This window comes from Simkania negevensis Z (assembly GCF_000237205.1).
GTDB classification, from domain to species: domain Bacteria; phylum Chlamydiota; class Chlamydiia; order Chlamydiales; family Simkaniaceae; genus Simkania; species Simkania negevensis.
Map to the genome: position 1 here is coordinate 1,538,527 of NC_015713.1, position 25,100 is coordinate 1,563,626.

At 42.9% G+C, this 25,100-nt stretch carries 22 protein-coding genes; 6 read left to right on the plus strand and 16 right to left on the minus strand.

What is annotated here, in order from left to right:
- Positions 1–49 precede the first annotated feature (49 nt).
- Genes SNE_RS07625 through SNE_RS07650 form a run of 6 tightly spaced genes read right to left on the minus strand, consistent with a single transcriptional unit; the run spans position 50 to position 6,403 of the window.
- Positions 50–1,927 carry a S9 family peptidase gene (locus tag SNE_RS07625; protein ID WP_013943816.1) on the minus strand — a complete coding sequence of 626 codons (1,878 nt, stop codon included), beginning with the start codon at positions 1,925–1,927 and terminating at the stop codon, positions 50–52.
- 34 nt (positions 1,928–1,961) lie between these two features.
- Positions 1,962–2,192: a hypothetical protein gene (locus SNE_RS07630; RefSeq protein WP_041418936.1), complete on the minus strand. Its 231-nt coding sequence runs from the start codon at positions 2,190–2,192 to the stop codon at positions 1,962–1,964.
- On the minus strand, positions 2,170–2,709 hold the full coding sequence (locus tag SNE_RS07635) for a GNAT family N-acetyltransferase (RefSeq protein WP_065757294.1): 540 nt from the start codon (positions 2,707–2,709) through the stop codon (positions 2,170–2,172). Before SNE_RS07635 ends, SNE_RS07630 begins: the two co-directional genes overlap by 23 nt.
- The gene (locus tag SNE_RS07640) at positions 2,660–4,081 is read right to left on the minus strand and encodes an alanine/glycine:cation symporter family protein (RefSeq protein ID WP_013943818.1); all 1,422 of its coding nucleotides are present in this window, start codon (positions 4,079–4,081) and stop codon (positions 2,660–2,662) included. Before SNE_RS07640 ends, SNE_RS07635 begins: the two co-directional genes overlap by 50 nt.
- A gap of 4 nt (positions 4,082–4,085) precedes the next feature.
- A complete protein-coding gene (locus SNE_RS07645) occupies positions 4,086–5,468 on the minus strand; it encodes an alanine/glycine:cation symporter family protein (RefSeq protein WP_013943819.1) in 1,383 nt (460 codons plus the stop codon).
- Positions 5,468–6,403, minus strand: a complete 936-nt coding sequence (locus SNE_RS07650; RefSeq protein ID WP_013943820.1) for a glycine betaine ABC transporter substrate-binding protein — start codon at positions 6,401–6,403, stop codon at positions 5,468–5,470. The genes SNE_RS07645 and SNE_RS07650 overlap by 1 nt, the downstream gene beginning before the upstream one ends.
- A gap of 52 nt (positions 6,404–6,455) precedes the next feature.
- Here SNE_RS07650 and SNE_RS07655 point away from each other — a divergent pair, with 52 nt between their 5' ends.
- Both SNE_RS07655 and SNE_RS07660 read left to right on the plus strand, forming a co-directional pair.
- On the plus strand, positions 6,456–7,466 hold the full coding sequence (locus SNE_RS07655; RefSeq protein ID WP_013943821.1) for a 3-deoxy-7-phosphoheptulonate synthase: 1,011 nt from the start codon (positions 6,456–6,458) through the stop codon (positions 7,464–7,466).
- A 246-nt stretch (positions 7,467–7,712) separates the two neighbouring features.
- On the plus strand, positions 7,713–9,002 hold the full coding sequence (locus tag SNE_RS07660) for an MFS transporter (RefSeq protein WP_013943822.1): 1,290 nt from the start codon (positions 7,713–7,715) through the stop codon (positions 9,000–9,002).
- On the opposite strand, the gene SNE_RS07665 is transcribed toward SNE_RS07660, so the two are convergent.
- A complete protein-coding gene (locus SNE_RS07665) occupies positions 8,995–9,453 on the minus strand; it encodes a hypothetical protein (protein WP_041419393.1) in 459 nt (152 codons plus the stop codon). The two genes, SNE_RS07660 and SNE_RS07665, sit on opposite strands and share 8 nt — an antisense overlap.
- Before the next feature lie 27 nt (positions 9,454–9,480).
- Between SNE_RS07665 and SNE_RS07670 the strand changes: the two genes are divergently transcribed.
- Entirely contained in the window at positions 9,481–9,993 is a 513-nt protein-coding gene (locus SNE_RS07670; RefSeq protein ID WP_269453433.1) for an NUDIX hydrolase, read from the plus strand.
- Between the two features lie 122 nt (positions 9,994–10,115).
- Positions 10,116–11,795: a tetratricopeptide repeat protein gene (locus tag SNE_RS07675; protein ID WP_013943825.1), complete on the plus strand. Its 1,680-nt coding sequence runs from the start codon at positions 10,116–10,118 to the stop codon at positions 11,793–11,795.
- Between the two features lie 76 nt (positions 11,796–11,871).
- Here SNE_RS07675 and SNE_RS07680 read toward each other — a convergent pair whose 3' ends face one another.
- Both SNE_RS07680 and fumC read right to left on the minus strand, forming a co-directional pair.
- Positions 11,872–13,263, minus strand: a complete 1,392-nt coding sequence (locus SNE_RS07680) for a hypothetical protein (protein ID WP_013943826.1) — start codon at positions 13,261–13,263, stop codon at positions 11,872–11,874.
- Positions 13,264–13,351: 88 nt separating this feature from the next.
- Positions 13,352–14,731: a class II fumarate hydratase gene (gene fumC / locus SNE_RS07685; protein WP_041418939.1), complete on the minus strand. Its 1,380-nt coding sequence runs from the start codon at positions 14,729–14,731 to the stop codon at positions 13,352–13,354.
- A gap of 126 nt (positions 14,732–14,857) precedes the next feature.
- Here fumC and SNE_RS07690 point away from each other — a divergent pair, with 126 nt between their 5' ends.
- Together SNE_RS07690 and SNE_RS07695 are read left to right on the plus strand one after the other, a co-directional pair.
- On the plus strand, positions 14,858–15,949 hold the full coding sequence (locus SNE_RS07690) for an Lpg1974 family pore-forming outer membrane protein (RefSeq protein WP_148258987.1): 1,092 nt from the start codon (positions 14,858–14,860) through the stop codon (positions 15,947–15,949).
- 26 nt (positions 15,950–15,975) lie between these two features.
- Positions 15,976–17,058, plus strand: a complete 1,083-nt coding sequence (locus tag SNE_RS07695; protein ID WP_013943829.1) for an Lpg1974 family pore-forming outer membrane protein — start codon at positions 15,976–15,978, stop codon at positions 17,056–17,058.
- A 498-nt stretch (positions 17,059–17,556) separates the two neighbouring features.
- Here the strand turns inward: SNE_RS07695 and SNE_RS07705 are convergent, their stop codons facing one another.
- Genes SNE_RS07705 through SNE_RS07735 form a run of 7 tightly spaced genes read right to left on the minus strand, consistent with a single transcriptional unit; the run spans position 17,557 to position 25,075 of the window.
- On the minus strand, positions 17,557–17,979 hold the full coding sequence (locus tag SNE_RS07705) for an ATP synthase subunit C (protein ID WP_013943831.1): 423 nt from the start codon (positions 17,977–17,979) through the stop codon (positions 17,557–17,559).
- Between the two features lie 2 nt (positions 17,980–17,981).
- Positions 17,982–19,910 carry a V-type ATP synthase subunit I domain-containing protein gene (locus SNE_RS07710; protein WP_013943832.1) on the minus strand — a complete coding sequence of 643 codons (1,929 nt, stop codon included), beginning with the start codon at positions 19,908–19,910 and terminating at the stop codon, positions 17,982–17,984.
- The gene (locus SNE_RS07715) at positions 19,907–20,536 is read right to left on the minus strand and encodes a V-type ATP synthase subunit D (RefSeq protein WP_013943833.1); all 630 of its coding nucleotides are present in this window, start codon (positions 20,534–20,536) and stop codon (positions 19,907–19,909) included. The genes SNE_RS07710 and SNE_RS07715 overlap by 4 nt, the downstream gene beginning before the upstream one ends.
- A gap of 2 nt (positions 20,537–20,538) precedes the next feature.
- On the minus strand, positions 20,539–21,846 hold the full coding sequence (locus tag SNE_RS07720; protein ID WP_013943834.1) for a V-type ATP synthase subunit B: 1,308 nt from the start codon (positions 21,844–21,846) through the stop codon (positions 20,539–20,541).
- A 16-nt stretch (positions 21,847–21,862) separates the two neighbouring features.
- Complete coding sequence (locus SNE_RS07725; RefSeq protein WP_013943835.1) at positions 21,863–23,632, minus strand: V-type ATP synthase subunit A; 1,770 nt, start codon at positions 23,630–23,632, stop codon at positions 21,863–21,865.
- A 4-nt stretch (positions 23,633–23,636) separates the two neighbouring features.
- On the minus strand, positions 23,637–24,413 hold the full coding sequence (locus SNE_RS07730) for a DUF2764 family protein (RefSeq protein WP_013943836.1): 777 nt from the start codon (positions 24,411–24,413) through the stop codon (positions 23,637–23,639).
- The gene (locus tag SNE_RS07735) at positions 24,413–25,075 is read right to left on the minus strand and encodes an ATP synthase subunit E (protein WP_013943837.1); all 663 of its coding nucleotides are present in this window, start codon (positions 25,073–25,075) and stop codon (positions 24,413–24,415) included. The genes SNE_RS07730 and SNE_RS07735 overlap by 1 nt, the downstream gene beginning before the upstream one ends.
- Positions 25,076–25,100 lie beyond the last annotated feature (25 nt).

The window sequence follows — 25,100 nt, forward strand, 5'->3', positions numbered from 1 at the left end:
TTTCATCCATTTACCTCAACTTGAACTATTGAGAAAAAGATGCTTGAAGCTATTTTACTAATTTGAACTGCGAATGTTTTAGATCTTCTTCTGAAGGAGGTTCGTAGGTCCCTCCTAGGGTTTCAGCAAAAAACTTTTCACAAGTGGCAAGCTCAATCATCAAATTATGAAACTTGCGCACCCCGTGTCCTTCATCGGGAAATGAGAGGTAGGTTGGTGGCAACCCTTTTTGTTTCATCGCTTCGAAAATCTGGTCTGATTCAGACTTTGCAACGATAGGGTCATTATCCCCATGGATGAGTAAAAAAGGTCTTTTGATGTTATCGATATGGTTAAGAGGTGAACGTAGCTCGAGATGTTTTGATTCTTCTTCATGGTCAGGATCGCCTCCCATACTTGTCACAAACGCTCCTTTTGTGAAGAAAACCCCTTCATCAGATAACGGTGACGCGGAAGACTCCCAATAGAGGGGAACTTTTTGCATGACAGTTTTGAGATTGGATGGAGCGCAAGCGGCAACGCAGCAAGCAAAGTAGTCTGGGGTAAACGCGAGACCTGCAAGGGCTGCGTACCCACCATAACTTCCTCCGAAAAGAGCGATTTTTTCTGGATCGGCGATTTTTTCCTTAATGCACCAATTGGCAGCGTCGATGAGATCGTCTTGAGCTTTTCCTCCCCACTCTCCATTTCCAGCTGTCACGAAGGACTTGCCAAATCCCGATGAAAGGCGGAAGTTCACACTGAGAACAGCATAGCCTCGACTAGCAAGCCACTGATGGTAGGCGTTAAAGCCGAAAGAATCACGCGCTTGAAATGGGCCTCCATGAGGAAATAAAATGAGGGGAACAGGACCTTTTTGATGTTTGGGCAGAGTCAAATAGCAAACGAGATTGAGTCCATCTCGTGACGGAATCACAAGGGGTTTCATGTCCACAAGACCTTCAATTTTAGGTGACTGAGAAAGCAATGTAAGCGTCTGATCGCTACGCTTAAAGCGGAAGATCCGCACTCCATTTAAAGGGCTAGTACTCCGCACGATCCAAATATTATGATCTGCTGATTGGCTGAGAAGCTCAAATTCGGTTGAGATGCGCTGTGACAAAAAGTCTAAATCACTTTTGACTTTGGGATCGAAGGCATGCCAGGTCGTTTTCGTGTAGCAGGTCGAATAGGCAACAAGTCGATTTCCTTCAAAAATGAGTCCCCCAATATCACTTTTGGGATCATGTGCTAGGATCTGCTCTTCTCCTGTCTTAAGATCGAGGGTCTTTAGGGAAGTCGTGTCAGATGTGCGTGTGTCTAAAAAGGTGCAACATGATCCATGAATAGCCACTGGAGTGGTGTGAAAGCTATCGTCAGGTGAAAGATTAAGCAAGACTTCATCATTGGCATGTACAAGAGTCATTGCGCCGTTTTTATGGACTTCAGCTTTGAGAGCAATATCTAAATTATCGTCTAACCAGATACGGGCAAAACGTGAATTTGTGTAAATCTTTTCAAGGGAGCCTGTATTGAGATCAAGAGAATAGACATCATGATAGAGAGGATTTTCTCCAGCAATTCCCACAACTGCTCGGCTTTGAGTCGAGCTGACTCCATAAATGTTTCCTAAAACTAACTCCCTCTCTTCAGTGCAATTTTTGAGCTCTTTTGTATTGATATCGACAATCCAAATGTGAAAGTTGCGAGTCCCTCCGACATCTTTGAGAAAGACGATTTTTGTGCTATCGTTTGACCAATAAAACCGTTTGATTTCGGGATCAGTAAAGTGCGTAAGAGCCTTTCCGTCCTCGAGAAAGAGGTTCATCGTTCCTTTCTGATCACAGCGCACTTCACAAAAATGGTGACCGCTCGGACTGATTTTAACCGATAGAATTTTGACAGGATTAAAAAGCTCTTCTCTTGAGATCATTTGAGCGTTTAACATAGTCATACTCCAGATAAAAAGTAGCAAAATTCGTTTAAACACGTAGGGATTTCCCCCAATAATGGTTTAGACTAATGGGTTCCGAAGTCATCCGACTTCTTTTGGTCATGGAGAAAAACCACTGAATGAAGTTGTGATAAAACTCGAGTTCCGTTTCTATATAGTGACAAATGGCTTCAAGCAAAGCTCCACTAAGGTTGGGACTTTTTCCCCGGTAAAAGTCAAGAAAGATCGGCTGCGCGTTATCCAGCGCGTGAGTAGGCATGGTCTTCCCAAACTTCTTTTGTAATCGAATACAGTAGCATGGTCTTGTCGAATCGATGAATTTTTGACTCGAACACAAAACCACTTCTCTCTGCTAAACGAATAGAGGCATGATTTTCAGGATCGATTGTTGCAACGAGCTTTTCATAACCGAAATGGAAAAACCCATAATCGATGCAGCCAAATGTTGCTTCCCTTGCAAGCCCTAGCCCCCAATACCGCCTATGAAAAAGACACCCGACTTCGACTTCCGATGTTCCCGGATTATTTCCTGGAGGAATCAGACCACAGATTCCAGCAAAATCACCAGATTGTTTGTGGATACAGGCAAAAAAGGAATGCCCTTTTTCTTGAACACTGTGTTTCGAGCGCTCAATCCACTCTTCTGTTTCTTCTAGATTCAATGGATGCGGGTAATAATGCATCACTTTTGGATCTGAAAGGAGCTGATAAAGGCTCTCTCGATCACTAGTCTTCAGATGACGCAAATGTAGTCGTTTTGTCTCGAAAACGCTCATCTTTTTCCCGTTTGAGAAGTTTAAAAAATTCGTTTGACTCTTTCACTACCACTGAAGAAAGAGCGATTAGGCCGATCAGGTTTGGCAATGTCATGAGACCGTTCATGATGTCTACAAGAGGCCAAACAAGCTCGATGCTCATGAGTGCACCCATAAAGACAAAAAGGCAAAAAATGACTCGGAAGATATAGATAGCCTTTTCGCCTGCCAAGTACTCCATGCACTTTTCACCGTAATAAGACCAACCAATAATGGTCGAATAGCCAAAAAGAATCAAGCCTATAGCGACAATCACGTCTCCAAAGGGTAAAACTGAACGAAATGCTTCCATGACAAGAGGCGCTCCATTTAAGACCTTTCCTTCAGCATCTGTTTGCCCTAGAACCCCAGTGACTGAAACGACAAGGGCTGTGATCGTACACACGACAAGAGTCGAAAGAAAAACAGTTGTCATAGAAATCAAGGCATGTCGCCCAGGAACGTCTGTCTTCGCAGCTGCTGCTGCAATCGGGCCGCTCCCGAGTCCCGCTTCATTCGATGAAATTCCTCGGGCTACTCCAAATTGCAAGGCGGCAATCACAGTTGCTCCAACAAATCCTCCTGTCATGGCTTCACCTGTAAAAGCACTTTTTACAATGTGAACAAGACTGGCAGGAACCAAATGAATGTGCATAATGATAATCGAGAGACCACCCACGATGTACAGGCCAGCCATGATGGGAACCATCACAGAGCAAACACGCCCAATACTCCCTATTCCCCCGATAACGATAAGCGCTGTTGCAATAGCAACAATAAGACCTGTCCAAAGAGGTGGAATGTGGAGTAAATCATAGACCGCATCAGCTATTGAATGGGATTGGGTCAAGTTTCCACCGGCAAAGGCAGAAAGCATCCCCGATACGGCAAAAAAACCAGCGAGCCACTTCCATTTAAGACCTTTTCGGATGTAATACATCGGACCACCGCACATTTCTCCTCGGTGATCTTTGGTTCGAAACTTAATGGCTAAAATCGCCTCGGCATATTTTGTTGCCATCCCGATGAGAGCAATCACCCACATCCAGAAGATGGAACCCATGCCACCTCCTACAATGGCAGTGGCAACCCCTGCAATGCTTCCAATTCCAATTGTTGCAGCTAAAGCTGTCATAAGGGCTTGGAATTGGCTAATGTCTCCTTGAGCTTGATCATCTTGGCGGGTAAAAGCCAACTTCATTGCATAAGGAAGGTACTTAAATTGCATTCCCCTGAGTCGAAATGTGAGAAAAAGTCCCACTCCGACAAGGAGAAAGATCAAACAACGTGACCAGAGGAAATAATCAATTCCATCTAGCCACTCAATTAATGCTTCTGAGTGGATAGGATTCATAAAATTACTGATTTTGCTGTTTCTTTTCTAATTTTTCTTTCTTTAGGAGGCGCTCAAAAAAGCGCGTTTCTTTGGAAATGATTCCGGCCAGGACAAATAGGCCAATCAAGTTTGGAAAAGCCATTAGTCCGTTCATCATATTGGCAAAACCCCAAACCAGCTTCAAACTGAGAAGTGATCCAGGAATGACTAGAAGAGTAAAAATAACACGGTAAACCTTAGTTGCACGAATGCCGAAAAGGTACTCGACACACTTTTCTCCGTAATAAGCCCAACCTAAAATGGTTGAGTAAGCAAAAGGAATAAGAGCAATCGTTACAATCAATCCACCGTAGGGAATGATTTGATCAAAAGCGCGCAGAGCAAGAGATGAACCGTTGAGGAGCTTTCCATCAGGTCCAACCTCACCAAAAACGCCTGATACAGCAATCACTAGACCCGACAAGGTGCAGACAATTCCAGTTGTAATAAATACACTACACATTGAGACGAGAGCTTGGCGTCCAGGGGTATCGGTCTTTGCAGCTGCAGCGGCAATTGGGGAACTTCCAAGTCCCGCTTCACTCGAAAAGACTCCACGAGAAACCCCAAGTTGAATTGCAGCCATAATCGTTGCGCCTGTAAATCCTCCAACTGCTGCCTGACCTGAGAATGCACATTTGAAAATCAACATAAACGCAGCAGGAATCGCTTGAACCTTGATCAGAAGTATGATCAACGCTCCTACAATATAAAAAACAGCCATTGCAGGAACAAGAACTGAAGCAACTTTACCGATACTCTTAATCCCTCCTATAAGAGCAACCCCGACAACAATCATGAGAGCTAATCCAGTCCAAATGGGAGGAATATGAAAGAGATCTTGGACAGCTAAAACAACAGAGTTAGCTTGCACCATATTTCCCGTTCCCAAAGCAGTGATTGCTGCAAAAAATGCAAAGAGAACACCTAGCCACTTGGCTTTCATTCCTTTTTCGAGATAGTACATCGGGCCTCCGCACATCTCGCCACTTTCGTCGGAAACACGATATTTGATTGCGAGAATAGCTTCACCGTATTTCGTTGCCATCCCAAAAAGAGCTGCACACCACATCCAAAAGAGAGACCCCATTCCCCCAATTGCAATGGCCGTTGCAACGCCAGTAATACTTCCAATTCCAATCGTTGCCGCTAAAGCAGTCATAAGCGCTTGAAAATGGCTAATATCACCCTGGGCACTGTCGTCATGTCGTGTGAAGGCTAGTTTATGGGCATACCAGAGATAACGAAATTGAAGCGCACGAGTCCGTATTGTCAGATAAAGTCCGACAACAACAAGGAGAATAAGGAGTGGTGGCCCCCAAATCCAGTCGTTGAGGGTATCTATGATATACTGCAAAGTTAACATCACGGAACTTTCTTAGTATCAGAAAGCAAACCTTCTCGTTTTAAAAATTGTTGTGCTACATGGTACACATTCTTCCCTTTATTTTCCACTTCATAATTCATTTGGATCATTTTTTCTAGGGTAATTTTTCCAGAAATCTCATCAAAAACCTTTCGAATTTCTGGATGTTTTTTTAAAACATCTTGCCTGACAATTGCTGCTGCTTGATAGGGAGGAAAAAGGCTTAAATCATCTTCTAGCGTAACAAGCCGATGCTCGAGAATAAATCCATCTGTCGCATAACCATCGATCACATCGACTGCCTCATTGACTAAGGAAAGGTAAATCAATGGATGGTCAAGCAAGCTGAGAGTCTTAAACTCCATTCCATACCCCTTTTCAAGTACTTTTTCTTCGGGTCGTGCGTAAAACTCGGGATCGAAAGCTACCCGAATTTTGGGATCTCTCGCAAGAAGAGTCTGTAAGTCAGAAAGAGTCTTAAGCCCATGCTTTGCAGCAAAGCCTGGTCGGGTTAAAATGACATATGCCGCCTCAAAACCAACAGGGGGCATCCACTCTAAAGCAAAGCGACGAATAAATTCTTGATTCAAAAATTCAAAAACTCTCTCTTCGGCTAATTCCCGATAATCTTTATGTAAAATGGTGCTCAAAGCTGTTCCTGTATATTCGATGTATAGATCGATTGCACTTGATTGAAGAGCTTGGAAGCAAATGAACCCTTCGTATGCGGGTTTTACCTCAAAGACAAGATCGGTTCGATCTCTTAAAACCTGCGCTAAAACCTCAGAAATGATTTGTCCGGTTGTATCTTTAGCTCCTATAATGATACGTCCATTTCTTTTGAGGTGAGAACGGGTCACAGTCGAAAACATGACCACTAGAATCGCTAGCATGACGAGAAGGGTAAGAATCAAGCGTCTTTTGATTGCACTCATGTCTCGCTTTGTGTTATCAAAATGACATTAAACTATTTTTCGGATCAGCTATATGTCATCCCTATTAAGCCCTCTTCCCCCTCCTTCCGAAATTGAAAATGACTATCCCCTATCTCCTCATTATAAGCAAATCATTCATCAAAACAGAAAGGTTGCAGAAAACATCCTCAGAGGAGAAGACGAGCGGTTCATTATCTTCGCAGGACCTTGCTCGATTCATGATCAGGATATCGCTTTGCAATATGCTTCTCAGCTCAAAAAACTCTCTGAAAAAGTCGAAGATCGCATTTTCCTCATCATGCGTGTCTTTCTCGAAAAACCCCGAACTCAATTTGGTTGGAAGGGGTTTCTCTACGATCCCGATTTAGATGGGACCAATCAAATCGATAAAGGACTTATTTCCTCTCGCAAACTTCTTATGGAGCTCATGAAGTTCGAAATCCCCATTGCGACCGAATTTCTCGATCCCTTTCTTCTCCACTACCATCATCAGTTTTTCACCTGGGGTATTGTAGGTGCGCGCACCTCTGCTTCTCAAGTGCATAGACAAATGGCTTCATACCTCAACATGCCTGTTGGATTTAAAAATGAAACGGATGGAACTTTAGATAATGCTATCTGTGGAGCGCTTGCTGCAAGACATCCCCAAACATCGATTGGAATTGACGAAGATGGTCGAATTTGCACCATTTTATCTCAAGGTAATCCTTATACCCATCTCATTTTGCGAGGCTCGTCTGAGCATCCCAACTACGATGAACTCTCTGTTTCAGAAGCTATCCATCGCCAAAGAGTTTTTGGTCTTAGCACTCCTCTTGTGATCGACTGCGCTCATGGAAACTCGCAAAAAAATCCTAAAAAACAAATCGATGTGTTCTTTTCAGTTCTCGATCAAATCATGGAAGGAAATCACCTTATCGTTGGTTCAATGCTAGAAAGCCATCTCCAAGAAGGGCATGCCATTTCGATTACAGATCCCTGCCTTGACTGGAAAACAACAGAAGAAATCATCCTCAAAGCTCACTCTTCTCTCACCTCTGTCCTCACTGCTAAGAGGGCATAATCCTCTTGTCAGCTTTTTTCTGATCACTCTCAAATAACCTGAACTCTGGGTTTATTTTGCTGTGTCTTTAATAGAAAAAGTTCTCATAAATTCTCGGTATTTTTGGCTCGGGAAGGGCCAAACGGTCCTCTTTGAAGCAAGAAGGCTAAGAAGAAAGAGAAAAATCCCTGAGAACGAGTGAAAGAAACTCAGAGTTCAGGTATATATCAAACTAACTTTTAAAGTAGTTTGAGTATAAAAAAAGTTATGTCGAAAACAAAAGAGCTCACAGATTATTTAGCACATCCACGTCCAGTTATGGCATGGACCATTCTCATCTTGAGCATTCTTTTCAACGGTTATGCTATGACACTCCAACTGCAAACCGTTGAACTGACAGAAAAGCTCTCAAGTCTTTTTCAGATTTCTGTCCCTCAGCTCGCCTACACCCAAAACGCCTTTTTCTACGCCTATTTCCTCATGCAAATACCTGTCGGGGTCTTAATAGATCGTTTTGGACCGAGAAAGATTCCTTCACTCGCGATCTTAACCTGCGCTGCAGGTGCCCTTGTCTTTTCGTTTTGTCATTCGCTCATGATGATCGGAATTGGAAGAGCGTTAATGGGGATCGGAGGCTCATTCGCTTTCTTAAATGGACTTAAAATTGTTTCGAATTGGTTTTACTCCAAACGTTTTGCCTTTATGTTAGGAGTGTTCATCGGCCTCTCAGCCCTTAGCATGATTATCTTAGGAGAATCGATGGTTAGCCTTCAAAACGCACTAGGGTGGAGACAAGCTCTTCTCGTTTTTAGTCTTATCGGCTTGATTTTAGGATGCCTTTTCTATTTCATCGTTCAGGATGCTCCCGGGGCGGGGTTCAGTGTTCACACAGGACAGCAGAAAGAATCTTTTGGCTATTTTTTTCGCAAAGTCTTTCAAAACGGCCAAAACTGGATCCTCTCATTAACTGTTGGATTTGTCCTAGGCCCCCTCTTTGCATTTCGTACAACGTGTTCGAAAGAGTTTCTTCTCCTTACCTACCGCTTTTCTGAGACAACAGCAGAATTGATGAATATGTTCTTCCTTGCTGGATATGCTATTGGAGCTCCGTTTTTTGCGAGAATTTCAACTTCAATTCGGCGACGAAAACTCTTCATCGTTTGGGGGATTGCCATAGCGATTCTCATGCTTCTTTTGATCATTTACCCTCCCTACCTTGGAGTGCAGTCTCTTGCTATTTGTTATGTCATTTTGGGGCTCGCAACTTCGACAATCAACTTGGGATACGTCATTGTCCATGAACTCAATGTGCCTCGTATTGGAACAACAGCGCTAGGAATTTCAAACCTATTTTTCGGCGCGTTTTGCGCTGTCAGCCAGATTCTCATTGTCACATTGTTCCAAATTGGGCTCCTTCAATCTTACGAAATTGCCTCCTCCGATAGCACGCAACTTTCCCTTCTTCGCATCCCAATCTATCTCTTTATTGGGTTTATCTTTTCGCTTTTTATTAGAGAAACGGGTACCAAGCAGCTCTATAGTTACGAAATTACTTGATTTCAGTCTCAGGTTCTTCAAGTGTGATAAGATCAGTCCAAAGAATTTGCTTCCACTCTTTTAGAATCTTTCTATTCACATCGACAATCTCAGCTTTATAGGTGAGTAATCCCTCTTTTTCAAAGTACTCTTCATTCAGCAATGAGTAGATCACCACTCCTCGACGTCGATCGATAGGATAAGTGAAAGTAGCATGTGAATAATCACGGTAAAGAACGCTCAGCTCAAGGTGGAGCGCCTGATCCATCGCTTCGGGAGGGAGTCTCCATTCAATCGTGAGTTCTTGTCCTCTTGGAGGATTTTCTTGCCTAGGGTCTGGACTCCCCACAAAGGTACTTGCAAGTTGGTCCCGATCAACATACTCTCGCTTAACTGTGACGTAATACTTCTCACATCCAGAGAATATAACGAGAGCTAAGATAAGAAAACAGAATTGACGGACTATGATCATATTCAGTAAACTAGAATGAAAAAAACTATGATGGATCATTCAAACGAAAGTGTCAATGGGATCCTCTTCTCAAAAGACCGGTCCCAAATTCTGCTCATCAAAAGGCGGGATGTTCCCGTCTGGGTACTCCCAGGAGGAGGCATCAATACGGGTGAATCCCCTGAAGTTGCTGTCCTACGCGAAATGGAAGAAGAAACAGGACTCAAGGTCAAAATCTCCCGTAAAATCGCCGAGTATACCCCTCTATGTCGGCTAGCTCGCTTTACCCACTTTTACGAGTGTGAAACAATCGAAGGTCGCCCTCAAACCGGTGATGAAACAAGAGCGATTCAATTTTTTTCTTTAAATGAGCTACCAAAACGACTTCCACCTCCCTACCCCGACTGGATTAAAGATGCTATAAGCTCTCAAACCTCTCTTTTAAAAAAAGAGATTGCAAGTGTAACCTATTTTGTGATGCTAAAAAATTTAATTTTGCACCCTCTACTTGTCATCCGATTTCTTCTTACAAAAATTGGTATTACTTTTAACTCTAAATAAAATTTAAAACGCATAATAAAAAATCATTTCTATGATACATAATTGATTTTAATTCAATAGTTAATTGTTTTGTAATTATAAATGAGATATAATTATTACATAATTATGGGAAAGTTAGGCTTATGTCAAATTACGAACAATTACCTGATCACATTCCATTTCGGCACAAACCACAAGAATTTTTTGAGACCTTAAAAATACTTAGCGAGTCAAATACCGATTCTTATTTTTATGCGGATCGCAGCGGCTTAAAAACTGTTGGTCTCGCGACTATGATCTTTGAAAAAACTATTGGTTTTTTCGGCGGAAAAGATCACACCTCACAAGCAAATGTTGAAGTCGCACTCGCCAAGTTTTTAACTTATGGTCACCTTCAAGGGTACACAAAGCACGAAGCTTTCCAACCTTGGCTATCAAAGTTAAAAGAGAGGACTCAAGGAACTCACTTCACAACAAATATGGCAGCGATTCTCAACCTCCTTGAAAAAAATAGAGGTAACATCAGAGATGGACTCCAAGGACACCTCATTGGGCTTTGCGCTCAACATGGAGATAATGTGAATGCTCTAGGTGGAAAAACAAAAATTAAAGACAGCTCTCATCCTGACTTTGGTCGTACTCCTTTTATCCTTGCTGACCGCGCACTCAGCAAAGGGGAATTTGACCAAGCAGTTCAGTATGGCGAAAATGCCTATATCTTAGGAGAAAGTTACGATGATGTTCTCTCTCTCTTCTTGCGCATTGGAAATAAAATCCCTCACCGCAATGATAAGCTGATAAGTAGGCTCAAAGAATTCAAAGGGTACACACTCGATAAAGGACAAGATGAAAGAGCACTTCGATTTGACCGCATATTGAAACGGATGGAACCTGAAGCATCTCCTGAAGCCAATTCCCATATCCTCATCCGCCTTGCTCGAGCAGCAGGTGCTTTAGGCTGCACTCAAGAAGCACTTGGTTACTGCGAGCAAGCAAAACTCCTTGGTGCTGATGTCACATATGAAAAACGTGATCTTTATTTAACGCTACACGAAAAAGCAATCGATGAGCGTCGTCCTGTTGAGGCATTAAACTACTATCTCTTAGCAATCGAAAATGGGCTTCCTGAGGATTCGAAAAAACTTGCCGATCTCTACGTTAAAGCTGCAGAAGATTTAACCCATGCAGAGAAAGCCAAAACAGGCTGGCGTGTGGAGCGTCATTTTGGAGTTGCCATCAATTACTTTGAAAAAGCCATTGCTCACTACAAAAAAGAGAATGTGATCCTAGATAAGCTTTTTGATGGCAATTGGGTCACAACTTATCTAGAAGCACTCAAATGCGAAGGACAAACAGAGCGTGGTATCACAATGGTGACCCAATTTGCAGATTCGCTAAGTGAATTTAGCCGAGAAGGTAAGCTCATCATCGATAAAGAGGAAAGGATTGCCCATATTAAAGCTAAAAAAGGGTTCATCTTCAAAGCCATCCGTCTCTATGACATTGCGATGCATTTCGACCCAAAAAATGGGGAGCACCCATTTAAAATGGCCAATTTATACGACTACCTTAACTTTGAATCGGAAACAAGAGAAACCTTCTCTCTTTTCTTGAAAGCCGCAAATTGTGATCCAACGAATAAATACTATAAGATCGGCGTGATTGTAGCAGGGCGTTCACAAAATAAGCACATACCCGACTGGTGTATAGCCGGGTATAGTGGGCTTGAAAGTCAAAATATTGAAAGTTGGTTTACACAGGGTGATCGGTTCCAACAAGGTAAAGTTAGACCGGGCGGGCGGCTGCAGCCCATTACAGACTAAAAGTTCTTCTTATATTCTCTCTTCGTGGATTGTAGACCGGGCTGTTTCTCCACAGCCCGGTCTCTTTTTTAGCAAATTAGCTAGCTTTTTGGTGCTGCTGCTGACGATATGCTCCCATGAACGCATCGTAAACACGGCTATCGACACGATCCCGGAATCCACCAAATGTTGCTTCATAGGATGGAGCAGAAGGCTGCGGCATCGTGAAGACTGGCGGTTGGAATGAGAGGTTATAGGGGTCAGAAAGCGTTGGGTAAGCCGATGGAGGCTGCCCAATAAGTGCACGGTAAGCATTTGTGTGAAGCAATCTCAAATGATTGTAGAAAGGAAGCAATTGAGCATCACGATCGTAACGGATCTGAGTCAAGTACTGGTCTCTTTCTTTCTCAACACCTTCACACTGCACTTGGAAAGGATAGCTGATTGCTGCAGCTCCCAGGTCACGTAGCTGTCTTGCATCAGCAAGCTTCTGATCAAATTCACGAGAAACTACCTTAATTTCCTCTGGAGATAAACCAAAGAGGGCTTCAGATTTTTCTTTGTCCACTTGGTCTTTATAAGAGGTATAAGTCGCGTTAACAACTGCTAGAGCTGCATTTTTATGTTTCTCAATTGTGCAAATTTGATCGTGGGCTTTGTCTTTCACCTGCTTTTCTTGATCAAGTCTTCGTTTTTCAATCGAAGCAAAGGCATTCACAAATTTGTCATGCTCGCCTATATAAAACTGCAACTGAGTCACATGGTGAGGATGTAGCTTAGCATAGCCGTAAACATGAGGGCAAAGGGGGCCATCTACAGCCACTTGTTGGATGATTGCTAGCTGTTCTTTGACATCTCCACCACGCTCAAATGATCGAGCGAGATTGTGGAAATAAACGTTGTACATTCCTTGCATCTCTGTTGAAGTCATGATCGAAGAGAACGGACAAGGATGAGCTTTACCTGTTGCATCGAGTCTCATCGCGTGCAAGAGTCCTTCTTCAAAGGCAAGGCGACGTTGAGTTGCAATCGCAACAGGGAGATCTAGACTCCACTGGCTCATTTGATTTGAAGCTTGGTACCCACGGTAAAATCCTAGAATTGAACCAACTAATGATGTCACTCCTAGAACACCTGCTAAGATTCCGCCTGAGGATGCAGCTAAGAAAGCTGATCCAATAAGACCTATGACACTTGCTCCACCAAGCGTGAACATCTCTGCACGACGTGATTGCCAAAAATTAATTTTGTCTTGTCTTACTTGTGCATTAAGCGTCTTCACTTTTACAACGTTGTCAATTGTCGAAAGAGTGTGCTTTTGTGTGTGATTTTGAAGGACACGCTCTTGCATGTTCTTCATGGCCTGTGTTACCTGCGCATCATAAGCGGGCTCACGGTCAAAAAATGAAATTTCTACTTCACTAGAGTCTTCAAAATTGTAGCCTTCAAAAGCGCCTACGCCTCCTAGGGCAAAATCTATTCCTTCCATTTAAGCACCTACCTTTGGGTTCTCATGCTATAAAAATCGGGGGAATGATCTCAATTTAAAGGATATAAATCAATTCAAAAATTTAATACTAATGTCCGAGCATTTTAGTGGGGTCGACGACCTTGTCAAATTCTTCTTCACTCAAAAAACCGAGTTCAAGAGCAGCTTCTTTGAGAGTTTTATGCTCATCATAAGCTTTTTTTGCAATCTGAGCTGCCTTATCATATCCAATAACAGGATTAAGCGCTGTGACAAGCATCAGCGAGCTATTTAAATGCTCTTTAATTCGTGGAAGATTCGGCTCGATTCCTTTGACACATTTTTCATAGAAATTGACTGCACTGTTGCCGAGTAATTGAATGGATTGGAGTAGATTATAAATAATGACAGGTCGAAAGACGTTAAGTTGAAAATTTCCTTGCGAGCAAGCAATTCCGACTGCAGCATCATTTCCGAGAACTTGAACAGCAACCATCGTTAAGGACTCACATTGGGTTGGGTTCACTTTTCCAGGCATGATCGAAGAACCTGGCTCATTGGCAGGAATCTTGATCTCCCCTATTCCACACCGAGGGCCCGAAGCTAGCCATGCAATGTCAGTGGCAATCTTCATCAAAGAGCAAGCAAGCCGTTTCAACGCTCCACTCATTTCAGCCATGGAGTCGTCCGCAGAAAGAGCTTCAAACTTATTCGGAGCTGAGACAAAGGGGATCTCAGTGATTTCTGAAATGACTTCCGCCACTCGCTTCGCATATTTAGGGTGGCAGTTGAGACCAGTCCCAACAGCTGTTCCCCCAAGCGCAATTTCAGAAAGATGGGGCAAAGCATTTTTGATGGCCTCAATCCCATGTTCTACTTGAGACGCATATCCAGAAAACTCTTGTCCTAATGTCACAGGAGTCGCATCCATCAAATGAGTGCGCCCAATCTTGACCACATTCTTGAACTCCTCTGCTTTTTTCCTCAGACCATTTAGAAGAATTTCTAGGTTCGGTAGCAGCATATTTCGAATTTTCAGACATGCTGCAATGTGCATAGCCGTGGGGAAAGTATCATTTGAAGACTGAGATTTGTTGACATCATCATTAGGGTGGATAGGATCTTTTGAACCAATTTTTCCCCCAGCAAGTTCAATAGCGTAATTGCTGATCACTTCATTCACATTCATATTGGTATGAGTCCCTGAACCTGTCTGCCAAACAACTAGAGGAAAATGATCGTCAAGTTCTCCCGTTAAAATCTTATCAGCAGCGCGGACAATTAGGTCTTTTTTTTCTTTTGGCAGAAGGCCCAGCTCTTCATTGACAATTGCCGATGCTTTTTTGACAATAGCCTGCGCATGAACAACTTCAATGGGGATTTTCTCTCCAGCATTTGGAAAATTGTTTCTTGAGCGCTCTGTTTGCGCCCCCCAATAACGGTCTTCGGGAACTTGAACAGTGCCTAATGAATCGGTTTCTTTTCTCATGGTGTTTGCCTCCGCGTCTACTTTCATCTTATATCCATTTACGAATTTTCATATCAAAAAAACATTTACTTTTTTTTAGAGAATTGGTGTGATGCAAAAATAATTAACAATATGTTTGGAGGAGCTATGGCTCTTTGGAAAAACTCAACGGAAAAAATCTTAACAGGGGTTGTCTGTAGCTGTCTCATGGGTAGCATTCAATTACAGGCTGTTCAAGACACTTCCTATGCGCAAAATGGAAACGGTAAAGAATTGCAATCCGTAACTCCTAATGTTGGCCCAAATACAACTTGGACTGTCGATCCATTTTTTACGGTCGATTTCATTTACTGGACAGCACGTGAAGAAGGACTCGCATATGCAATGGAAGGAGCAAATGCCAGCATCTTTAACGCTAATTTACCAACAATTCCTAAAGGAAAAATTCTTGATCCGGACTGGTGTTTTGACCCTGGTTTTAAAGTGGGTGCGGGTTTAGACATGCAATATGACGGTTGGGATGTTTATGCCAACTATACTTGGTTTCACAACTCCTCACATGATTCTCTGAATAAACCTAACGGGTTTCTACCTACGATTCCAAATTTCCTGTTTTTTCTCTTCAATTTATTCCCAACCCCACCAGCTAGTTTTGCTTTCGAGTCAGCAAAACAAGATTGGAGCTTGCATTTCAATACAATCGATCTTGAGCTTGGAAGAGGTTATTACATCAGCCGCTTCTTGACTCTACGTCCACATGTGGGACTCAAGGGAACTTGGCAAGATCAAGACATTCGCACAAAATACACCCTAGTTGAGCAAGAAATCTTTCAGGTGCACCAACACCAAAATTCATGGGGAATTGGAATCCGTGCTGGCTTAGAAGGCTGCTGGTATTTCATCCGTTCTTTCGGTCTTTACGGAGACTTCGCTCTCTCTGGAATGTGGAGTGGATTTAGCAATACGCGAAAAGACAACCGGATTCAAAACGACCAAACCCGTGTGAACATTTTAGACACAAGATACCTCAACCATTCCGTCAAGCCTGTCATAGAATTTGGACTAGGTTTGCGTTATGAACTCCTCTATCACAATGATGATTTTCGCTTTCTCATTCAAGCTGGATGGGAAGAGCAAATTTGGTTTGGATACAACCAGATTATCGACTTGGCAGAATATGGCGATAGAGGCAATCTTAGTCTTCAAGGATTTACCCTTGAAGTTAGATTGGATTTTTAAAAAGTTAAAATTTGATTGGAGTAACTATGAAAGCAAAAGCATTAATCGCGCAAGTGGCGGGAATTGTGTCTCTCCTAGGAGGATCAACTTTACAAGCTGACTCCTATCAAGGACAAGGAATAACATCCTCTTCTCCCCCGCCATCTAAATCTGAAAACATGCAAATCACACCTGAAGCTGGTCCTCGCACCGTTTGGGCTGCAGACCCTTTCTTTACAGCAGATTTTATCTACTGGACATCTCGTCAAGAAGGACTCGCCTATTCGATAAGCGGAGCTGATGTTGGACTTTTGTCATTTGATACTGCACCAGGTAGAATTCGCGAACCTGATTGGGAATTTGCACCAGGTTTTAAAGTGGGTGCAGGAGTTCAAATGCAACATGACGGATGGGATGTTTACGCCAACTACACATGGTTGCATTCTAATGCCAGTGATTCATTTACGGATCCAAGCGGATTTTTGCCAACCTTAGCAAACCTCGTCTACATTCTTCTCAATGCCTCATTAGGTAACATTACTGGGGAATTAGACAGTGCTCAAACAAATTGGTCACACCATTTCAATGTGATAGATCTCGAGCTTGGACGTAATTATTATATCAGCCGCGCTCTTACCCTCAGACCACATGTAGGACTCAAAGGGACATGGCAAGATCAAGACCTTCGCACTCGTTACGGAGTCTCAGATGGATCGACATTTTCTATGCATAGTCATCAAGACTCTTGGGGAATTGGGATACGAGCAGGATTAAATACTTGCTGGTATTTCATCCGTTCTTTCGGTCTCTATGGTGACTTCGCTCTTTCGGGAATGTGGAGTGGTTTCAATACCACTAGAGTAGATAAAGAATCCCTTCAAGGTCAAAGTACCAGAGAGTATTTAAATACAGGTGAAGTGATTCACTATGTGAAGCCTGTCATAGAATTTGGACTTGGACTCCGTTATGAATACTTTTACAACGATGATGATTTCCGATTTCTCATCCAAGCTGGATGGGAAGAACAAATTTGGATCGACAACAATCACTTTGTAGATGTTGCCGAGTATGGAGATAAAGGAAGTTTGAGCCTTCAGGGGTTCACCTTGGAAGTACGTCTCGATTTCTAGCATTTTCTCTTAACAACTTGTTAGCGGTTCGTTTGGTCCAGCTATCAGAGCTGGACTTTTTTTTTACCAAAAGCTTGCCTTGCTCTTAATCATTCATGATAAAAATTATTTGCCCCTTCCTTTTGCTAAAAACCTGAACTCTGGGTTTATTTTGCTTAGAAAGTTCTCTTAAATTCTCGGTATTTTTGCCGATGGGGAGGCCCAAATGGTCCTTTTTGAAGCAAAAAGGCTGAGAAGAAAGAGAAAAATCCCTGAGAATGAGTGAAAGAACCCCAGAGTTCAGATTTTTAGTAAATAACGTGGATTTGATCACATCGTCTATGTGACAAGGGGAGGTTTTAAGAGAGAAAAATTCAGCGAAAATCTGGATCAAATTTGCTATAGAATTTTTTGTTATGGAGCGCTAGTTTGACATTGATTAGATCATTGGTATTAAAGATCTTAGGCTTTAAGAAAACGTAGAGTCACAGAGGTTTTTAGCCTCTGTGATCTAACTAGCTAGATAAGCATGAGAGCGAAAACGAAGGCGAAGAGAGAAAAAGATTCGACAATTCCAAGCGCGGTAAAGCACTTACCATAAACGCTAGGTTGTTTTGCCGAGGCTTGAATCCCCGTTGCTGCACACATCCCTTGGTAGATGGATGAGAGCATGATGGCAACACCAACAGATGCACCAATTGCAATTCCATTGATGGGCGTGAGTGTTTTCGCAATAATCGCATTTTTCATGAGTAGCATGAGAACGAAGGCATAGATCGCTTGCGATGACGGCAATACCGACATCCCAATAAATTTACCGTGGTTTTCATCCACACGACTCATCACACCATGGGAAGCCATTCCCGCAATACCGCACCCAATCGCGCTCCCGATACAACCAAGTGCTAAGACAAGCACTGGCCCAATCATTTCAAAGCCCATATTTATTCTCCTCTGACTTTCAGTAACTTTAACGGATTAAATAATTTGCCACCTCCACCGAAACAATGGTGATACCACTCAATAAAGTTGAGACGGAGCCCATGAATGGTGCCTCCAATGATTCCAACAGCAAGATTAGTCGTGTGCCCTAAGAGGATCACAAAAAATCCCGCAGCAAATCCCAATCTCTCTCCCATTCCATTGAACGTTTCTGCAAGAATCATTCCAGCAAGTCCAAGCGCATATAAACGGAGGTAAGAGAGAATATCTGCAAAAATCTCAATCGGCTTCATGAGTTCGATAAGACCTTTCACTCGGTTTTGGATCAGAGCCAAGGTTATTGCAAGGCCCAGTCCTCCCCATAGGAGTTGTAGCCCAACTTCAAATGCTGTGTGTTTCGGGATCCAGTGCATAAAATGGATAATGGAGGTCGAGTCTAAGATCTGTGGAAAATAGAAATATCCACCTATGATGGCAAAGACCCACCCCACCCCAGCAAAATGGCGCGGAACTTGTTTTAACAAGGAGAGGCAAATATGGATGACTCCTACAATGAGTGCAAATTCCATGAAAATGCTATCGCGAAACTCGTCATAGACGGCATATTTCACTCGTCCACCAGGTTCTATTTTAGTTCCCTTTTGAAGGAATTCTTCACCTGAAGTTATCCCCTCTAATTGAGGGAAAACGGCGATGTTTTCTTTGTAGGTTGCATCCTGATGTTTGATAATATAATTGGCTTTTTTCACAGCCATCACGTGAATCATCGAGACTTTGTTGACCGGATTTTTGGGCGCTACATAGATTCCAAAATACGATCCTGCTAAAACTCCCCAGACAATCACGCTAATCGATAAGACTGTCAATAAGCGGACAAGCCGCTTGATACTCGCTCGTGCATTGGCTGTCTTTTTGCGTAAAAAGAGAGCCAGCATGAGATAGAGAAAGCCATAGCCAGCATCAGAAATAATCATTGCGTAAAAGACCGCAAAAGCCCAGAAAACCCAAGTAGAGGGATCTTTGTCATCTGCTGCAGGAGTGTCGTAAATATGAACGAGGTCTTCTCCTACCTTTCCAAAACCTGAGTTTTCCATGTAAGTGGGAACCCGATCGGTTTTTTCAATGGCGATTTCTTCTGCATGTATCCCTAATCCTTCAAGAAGGGGGAAGAGGCTGTGTAAACGGTTTTCTGGAACCCATGCTTCAACAGCAAATAGGCTCGCATTCATATGTGAATCCACTTCATCTTGAGCTACAGCTAAGCGATAGTGGTTGAGCTGATGAATCAGGTGCTCTTTTAAAAAGTTGAGATATGCGCAATCTTCTTTCAGTTCTTTTTCGCAATTTTTGATCGATTCGTCGATATGCGAGAGTTCACGTTCAAGAGTCGAAAGGGACTTTTCGATGTGCATTTCGATCATTCCTGAAAATGTCTCAACCCGATCACTGACACTCATGTAGTAATCCAAGTCATATTCGGTACTTAGATAGATAAGCTGATCTGGAACCACCATCTTCTTAGCTTTAGACTTCTTCACGCAGAAAAATTGGATGCGTTTCTTTCCTTCTCGCTCAATGTCTCTGATTTCATCGATGGAAAAATCGCCAAGGGGAATCAGCCGGGAAATTTCGGCCCGCATCACCCGCCCTTCTTCCAAAAGACGTTCTAACCACTCTTTATTCTCAACAACTGTTCTTGCAAGTTTGAGAGGGTCTAGATCCTTAACTAAAGCTGCTTGCTTCACAGATGGCATTTTTCTTAAAATCTTGATGGCTTTCACAAGCATTTGTTCTTCATCGGGAAGTTCACGTGTTTGTTTTCCGGAAGAGTTGATGAACTCAATAAATCCTTTTTTCTGGGCTCGTGTAAAAAAGACTTGCAGGTCTTCATTCACCCCAATAAAGATGTACTTTTTCACTGGAATGATCATACCGTCTCCTGCTCTTCTTGCATTTGCTTTCGCAAAATGATTTTGTTTTTAGCAACTTTTGCCTGAGCCACAGAAGCCAACTGCTGATCTCCTAAAAAAACCCTAATTTTTTTGATATTTGCTTGAGTCCGGGGGATCATCACTTTTTCAAAGAGATTCACTCGAATGGAAACCTCTCTAAGCTCTTTTTCTAAAATGGCCTTTTTTTCCTCAGCAACATGGATCTTTTCTTTTGCAATCACAAGGGAGCGCAAAAGAGCTAAAGCATCATCAACCCAAAGGGGTGAATCAAAAAGCGCATAGTTGGGCTCTTTAAATAGAACATCTTCAAAATAGGGAATCTCAGCCCCAGCAATGTTTTCATAGCGCTTTTCAACCTCAAGTACAATTGTGCCATCAAAAACCGGAAGCGCCTGCGGGTCGGTCAAGAGGGACTGAAAGGTTTCATTTTCCTTCTTTTCCTTGCGGTAAGCCCGAGTTAAACCTTCAATCTCATAGATCGCATTGTTCACTTCCATCTGAAGCATCGCCTTTTTGAGCTGCAAAGTCGGAAGGTACTTTTGCAGCTGATTCAGCCTGTGCTGCTGATCTCTGAGCTCGTTTTTGGTCAGTTTGATTTGTGCCACGCTTACTTTCCTTGATTGGGCCAGTATTTGTTAACGAGTTCTTCTTTAATCCCGACTTCATGAGGTTCAAAGCATTCTGCTAAAGTTGCCCAACCCAAATTGAGGGCTTCCTCAAGCGGGATGTTTACCTCGAGATTCATCATCCTGTCTTCAAACAGATGAGAAAACTCAAGGAGCTTTTGGTCCCACTTCGAAAGGCGGAAACCCATGCTTTGCCTTTCACGTGCTTTCTTTGATTCGGCATAGAGACGGATCTGAGCATTTGCAATGTCTCCATGATCTTTGCGCGTCACAACCCCTATGACTTGCTGTTTCAAACGAGAAAGAGAACCAAATGGGTCGATACGCCCTCCGTGGAGGTAGAATTGCCCCTCTGTGATGTAACCTGTATTGTCGGGTACCGGATGGGTCACGTCACCACCAGGCATCGTTGTCACAGAAATAACAGTAATAGATCCGCTTCCATCGATGTCGACAGCTTTTTCATAACGTGCCGCCAAGTCGGAATATAGAGATCCTGGATAGCCTCGATTTGAGGGAACTTGATCCATTGTAATCATGATCTCTTTGATCGAGTCGGCAAAAGCGGTCATATCTGTCAGCAGAACGAGAACATCTTTGTCTTGAACAGCAAACTTTTCAGCGCAAGCTAATGCCATATCGGGAACAAGCATACATTCAACCGCAGGGTCGGTTGCTTTATGAATGAACATGACTGTTTTTTCCATCGAGCCAGACTTTTCTGCATTGTCAATAAACGCTTGATAATCGTCATAGCGGAGTCCCATTCCCCCAATGATGACGATATCGGCATCGGTTTGGTTTGCAATCCGCATGAGGAGTTGATTGTAAGGCTCACCCGCAATCGAAAAAATGGGGATTTTTTGCGATTTTACAAGGCAGTTAAAAACGTCAATCATTGGAATGTTCGTATTGACGATTTGGTGAGGGACAACCCGTTTTACAGGGTTAAATGAAGGCTGCCCAATGTTGATTTTGTCTCCAATGACTTCTGGTCCATCATCAATTGGGTCGCCAGACCCATTGAGCCGTCTTCCAAGTAAGGACGCACTACAAGTTGCCTGCATACGGTGATTCAAAAAACTGACCCGGTCACCCGTTGAAACCCCTCGTGGGTTTTCAAATGCTTGTAGGGTGATTTTCTCTCCATCGATACTGAGAACAGACGCATGTGTTATATCTCCATTGCTACGATGGATTTTTGCGAGCTCACCAAGCTTGACCCCTTTTGCAATGACGGTGATCAAGTTTCCTCGAATGTCAATGATTCTATCGTAAACTTTTTTCATGTAAGCTCCTATTCACCTATGCGCAGGCATTTTCTACTCTTGATTCGATGGAAGCAAACGCTTTCTGATACCCATCTGAGCCAAAAGGCATGAAGTTCATATTTTTAATATCGTTTTGCAAACCTAAGAAGTAGTTGCGTGCTTCATCTGGTCCTGTAAAAGAAAAGTCAGCTGCAAAAATTCTTTGGATAAGACCAAAAAGGATGATTTGTCTTTCGAGTGGACAGTAAGCATCTTCTTTATCAAACGCGTTTTGTTGAAGATAGCAAAACTCATAGAGTTCTGACTTCAAGTAGACAATCATGTCATCGATTGTGATTCCCTCTTCCCCGACGACTTCCATCCGTTTTCCAATTTCATCCCCTTCGCGGAGGATTTTGGCTGCTAGACGATTTTTCTCCGCCCACCCTTCGACTTTCTTTTTCAAGTCATGGCTGACATCGTCGATATACTTCGACCAAGAAATGAGGGGGTCAATTGCTGGGTAGCGACGTGCGTCAGAGCGTTGACGTGAAAGGCCCAAAAAGGCTCCTACCGACGCCAGTGTCGCTTGGGTAACCGGTTCTTCGAAGTTTCCTCCGGCAGGCGAAACCGTTCCTGCAATTGTCATCGAACCTTTTGAACCATCTTTCATCAGAATCACACCTGATCGCTCATAAAAACTGGCAATTCGGGAGGCTAAATACGCAGGGAAAGCTTCTTCACCCGGAATCTCCTCTAAACGTCCAGACATTTCACGCATCGCTTGCGCCCAACGAGAGGTTGAATCGGCAAGAAGGAGGACGTCAAGCCCCATTTGACGATAGTACTCAGCAATTGTCGCTCCCATGTAAACAGAAGCTTCTCGCGCCGCCACTGGCATCGAAGAGGTGTTGCAAATGATGACCGTGCGGCTCATCAGTGATTCATTCGTATGGGGATCGATCAAGTGAGGAAAAGTTTTCAATACTTCAACAACTTCTCCTGCACGCTCTCCACAAGCTGTTACGACAACGAGGTCAACCGATGAGTACTTTGAGAGGTGATGCTGTAAAACGGTTTTCCCCGCTCCAAAGGGTCCAGGAGTACAAAAGGTTCCACCTTTGAGAACAGGAAACTGCGTATCGACGATGCGACATCCAGTGTCCATCATCTTAGTCGCTTTAACCTTTTTCCCTTCCATTAATGGAGTTTTTACTGGCCACTTTTGCATCATTGAAATCGAATACTCATGCCCTTTTTCGTCTTTTACCTTTGCAATTGCTGTATCAACTGTGTACGAACCAGGCTTGACAACCCATGTCACGGTGTATTTTCCACGCATAGAGAAAGGGATCATGATTTTATGATGAAACCGCCCTTCCATCGTTGTTCCAAGCGCTTCACCACGTTGCAGAACATCACCAACTTTTGCGCTAGGGTGATAATCCCAATGCTTGGTTCGATCAAGTGAGGGAATATAGACGCCTCTTTGTAAGAAAAGGCCAGACGCATCAGCTACCCGTTCGAGAGGATTTTGTAAACCATCAAAAATAGAACTGATCAATCCTGGCCCAAGTTCCGCTTCAAGAAGATGAGATGAAAAACGAACTGGTGTATTGAGTTCTACACCATGAACATCTTCAAACACTTGGAGCTTTGCGATGTCACCTGCAATTTCAATTACCTCAGCCTTCAGAGAAACCCCTTCCACCTGAACCATGGCCACTTCACCTTGGCGAACATTTCCTTGAAACTTCACCTGAATCAGGTTTCCAAAGGCCTTGACAACTTTGCCTGTTGCTGTATTTTGATTTTCTTGTGTCATCTTCTTATCCTAATTCTTTTACAATTCCATTCAGCTTCTGATTTCCCTGATGGTCATTTAACTGGTTCCAATCTTGCACGAGCATGTATTGGACAAAATACCCCAACGCATAGTCTGCAGAAAAGGGGTGATCTTGCACTTGATTTTGCAAGCGATTAAAACGGTACTTGGCTAATGCCTGATACTGATCCATCGGATGGTCTTGAGCCTGTTTCACCTGTTCATCAAAATCCTGATATTCGAAGGGAAACTCAAATTGGGGGCTGTCTTTTTGTGCCAAAAGATGGGCCACCAACGGATCTTGAAAATCTTCATATTGGAGCTCTTTTGAAAGATCTCGCTCAATTCGCTTAGACCGAAATCCAATCATCAAAAGACGCCACTCTCTTTCAAAATTGAAGTAAAAGGATAAAAACCCTTTTTCCTTCTGTTCCATTTCTCGAAAAAACTTCACATACACACTTGAAAAATGACGGATTTGATCTACAGTCTGTTCATACTCGTCCAAATACTCATAAAGATACTCTGGAAGTCCTTCACGAGTTACAAGAGCTTGATCAAGCTCTTTTTCTGACATGTTTCCCCGTTCATCCAAAGGCTCTTTTTGAAGGAGGTTCTTCACATTTTGAAGGTCGATAAAACTTCTAATCTTTGCGATTTTTTTGAAATCACGTGCAGACATGTTTTCTTCCAAGAGAACAAGCAGGTCCTCAAAGTGAAGCTCGGGAGCCATTCCAAGTTTTAAAGGAGGTAACACACTACCTAGAAAATAATAACTCATTACGCGTTTCCAAAGAAGGCAGACCGAAAGTCATCTCTTACAAAACTTGCAACGAGAGCTTTCAATGCATCATCAGTCATATCGATCGTGATATTCTGATCGACAATTTTCACTTCAGCGCCTCCCTCAAACTCGCCGATTTTTACACTTTTTTCCTTGAGTTTTTCAGCAATCCCCTTCACAAGAGTTTGGTTCACTGCTTTAGCTGACACTGTTGAAGGAATCAGTACTTCTAAGTTTGCATCAAGCCCCTCTTTTTCGATGCCTTTAACAATTGCCGAAATCAGTTCGGCTAAAACATGAGGGTCTTGAGTTCCTTTTCTAATCCAGCTACTTAACTCTGAATTGAAGAGTTTCTGTTCAATTTCTTGCTTGAGGGTCGACAGGCTTTTTTTACAGGCCAAGTTCATGGAAGATTCGAAGACATTCCGTTCTTCTTCAATTTTCTTTTGAGCCTCACGATGCACTTTTTGTGCTTCATGTTTGGCTTTTTCGACAATCTTTGCCGCTTCTTCGCGCGCCTGATGAATGATTGCATCGGCTTCCTTCTTTGCAGGATCTAACGTCTCCCGCTTGAGAACTTCGCAAATCTTTTTAACTTTATCTTTTCCTGTATCAACCGACTTCATATCTAATGCTGACCTTTTAATTGTAGCTTCCATCTGATGTTACAGAAAAAAACGATAA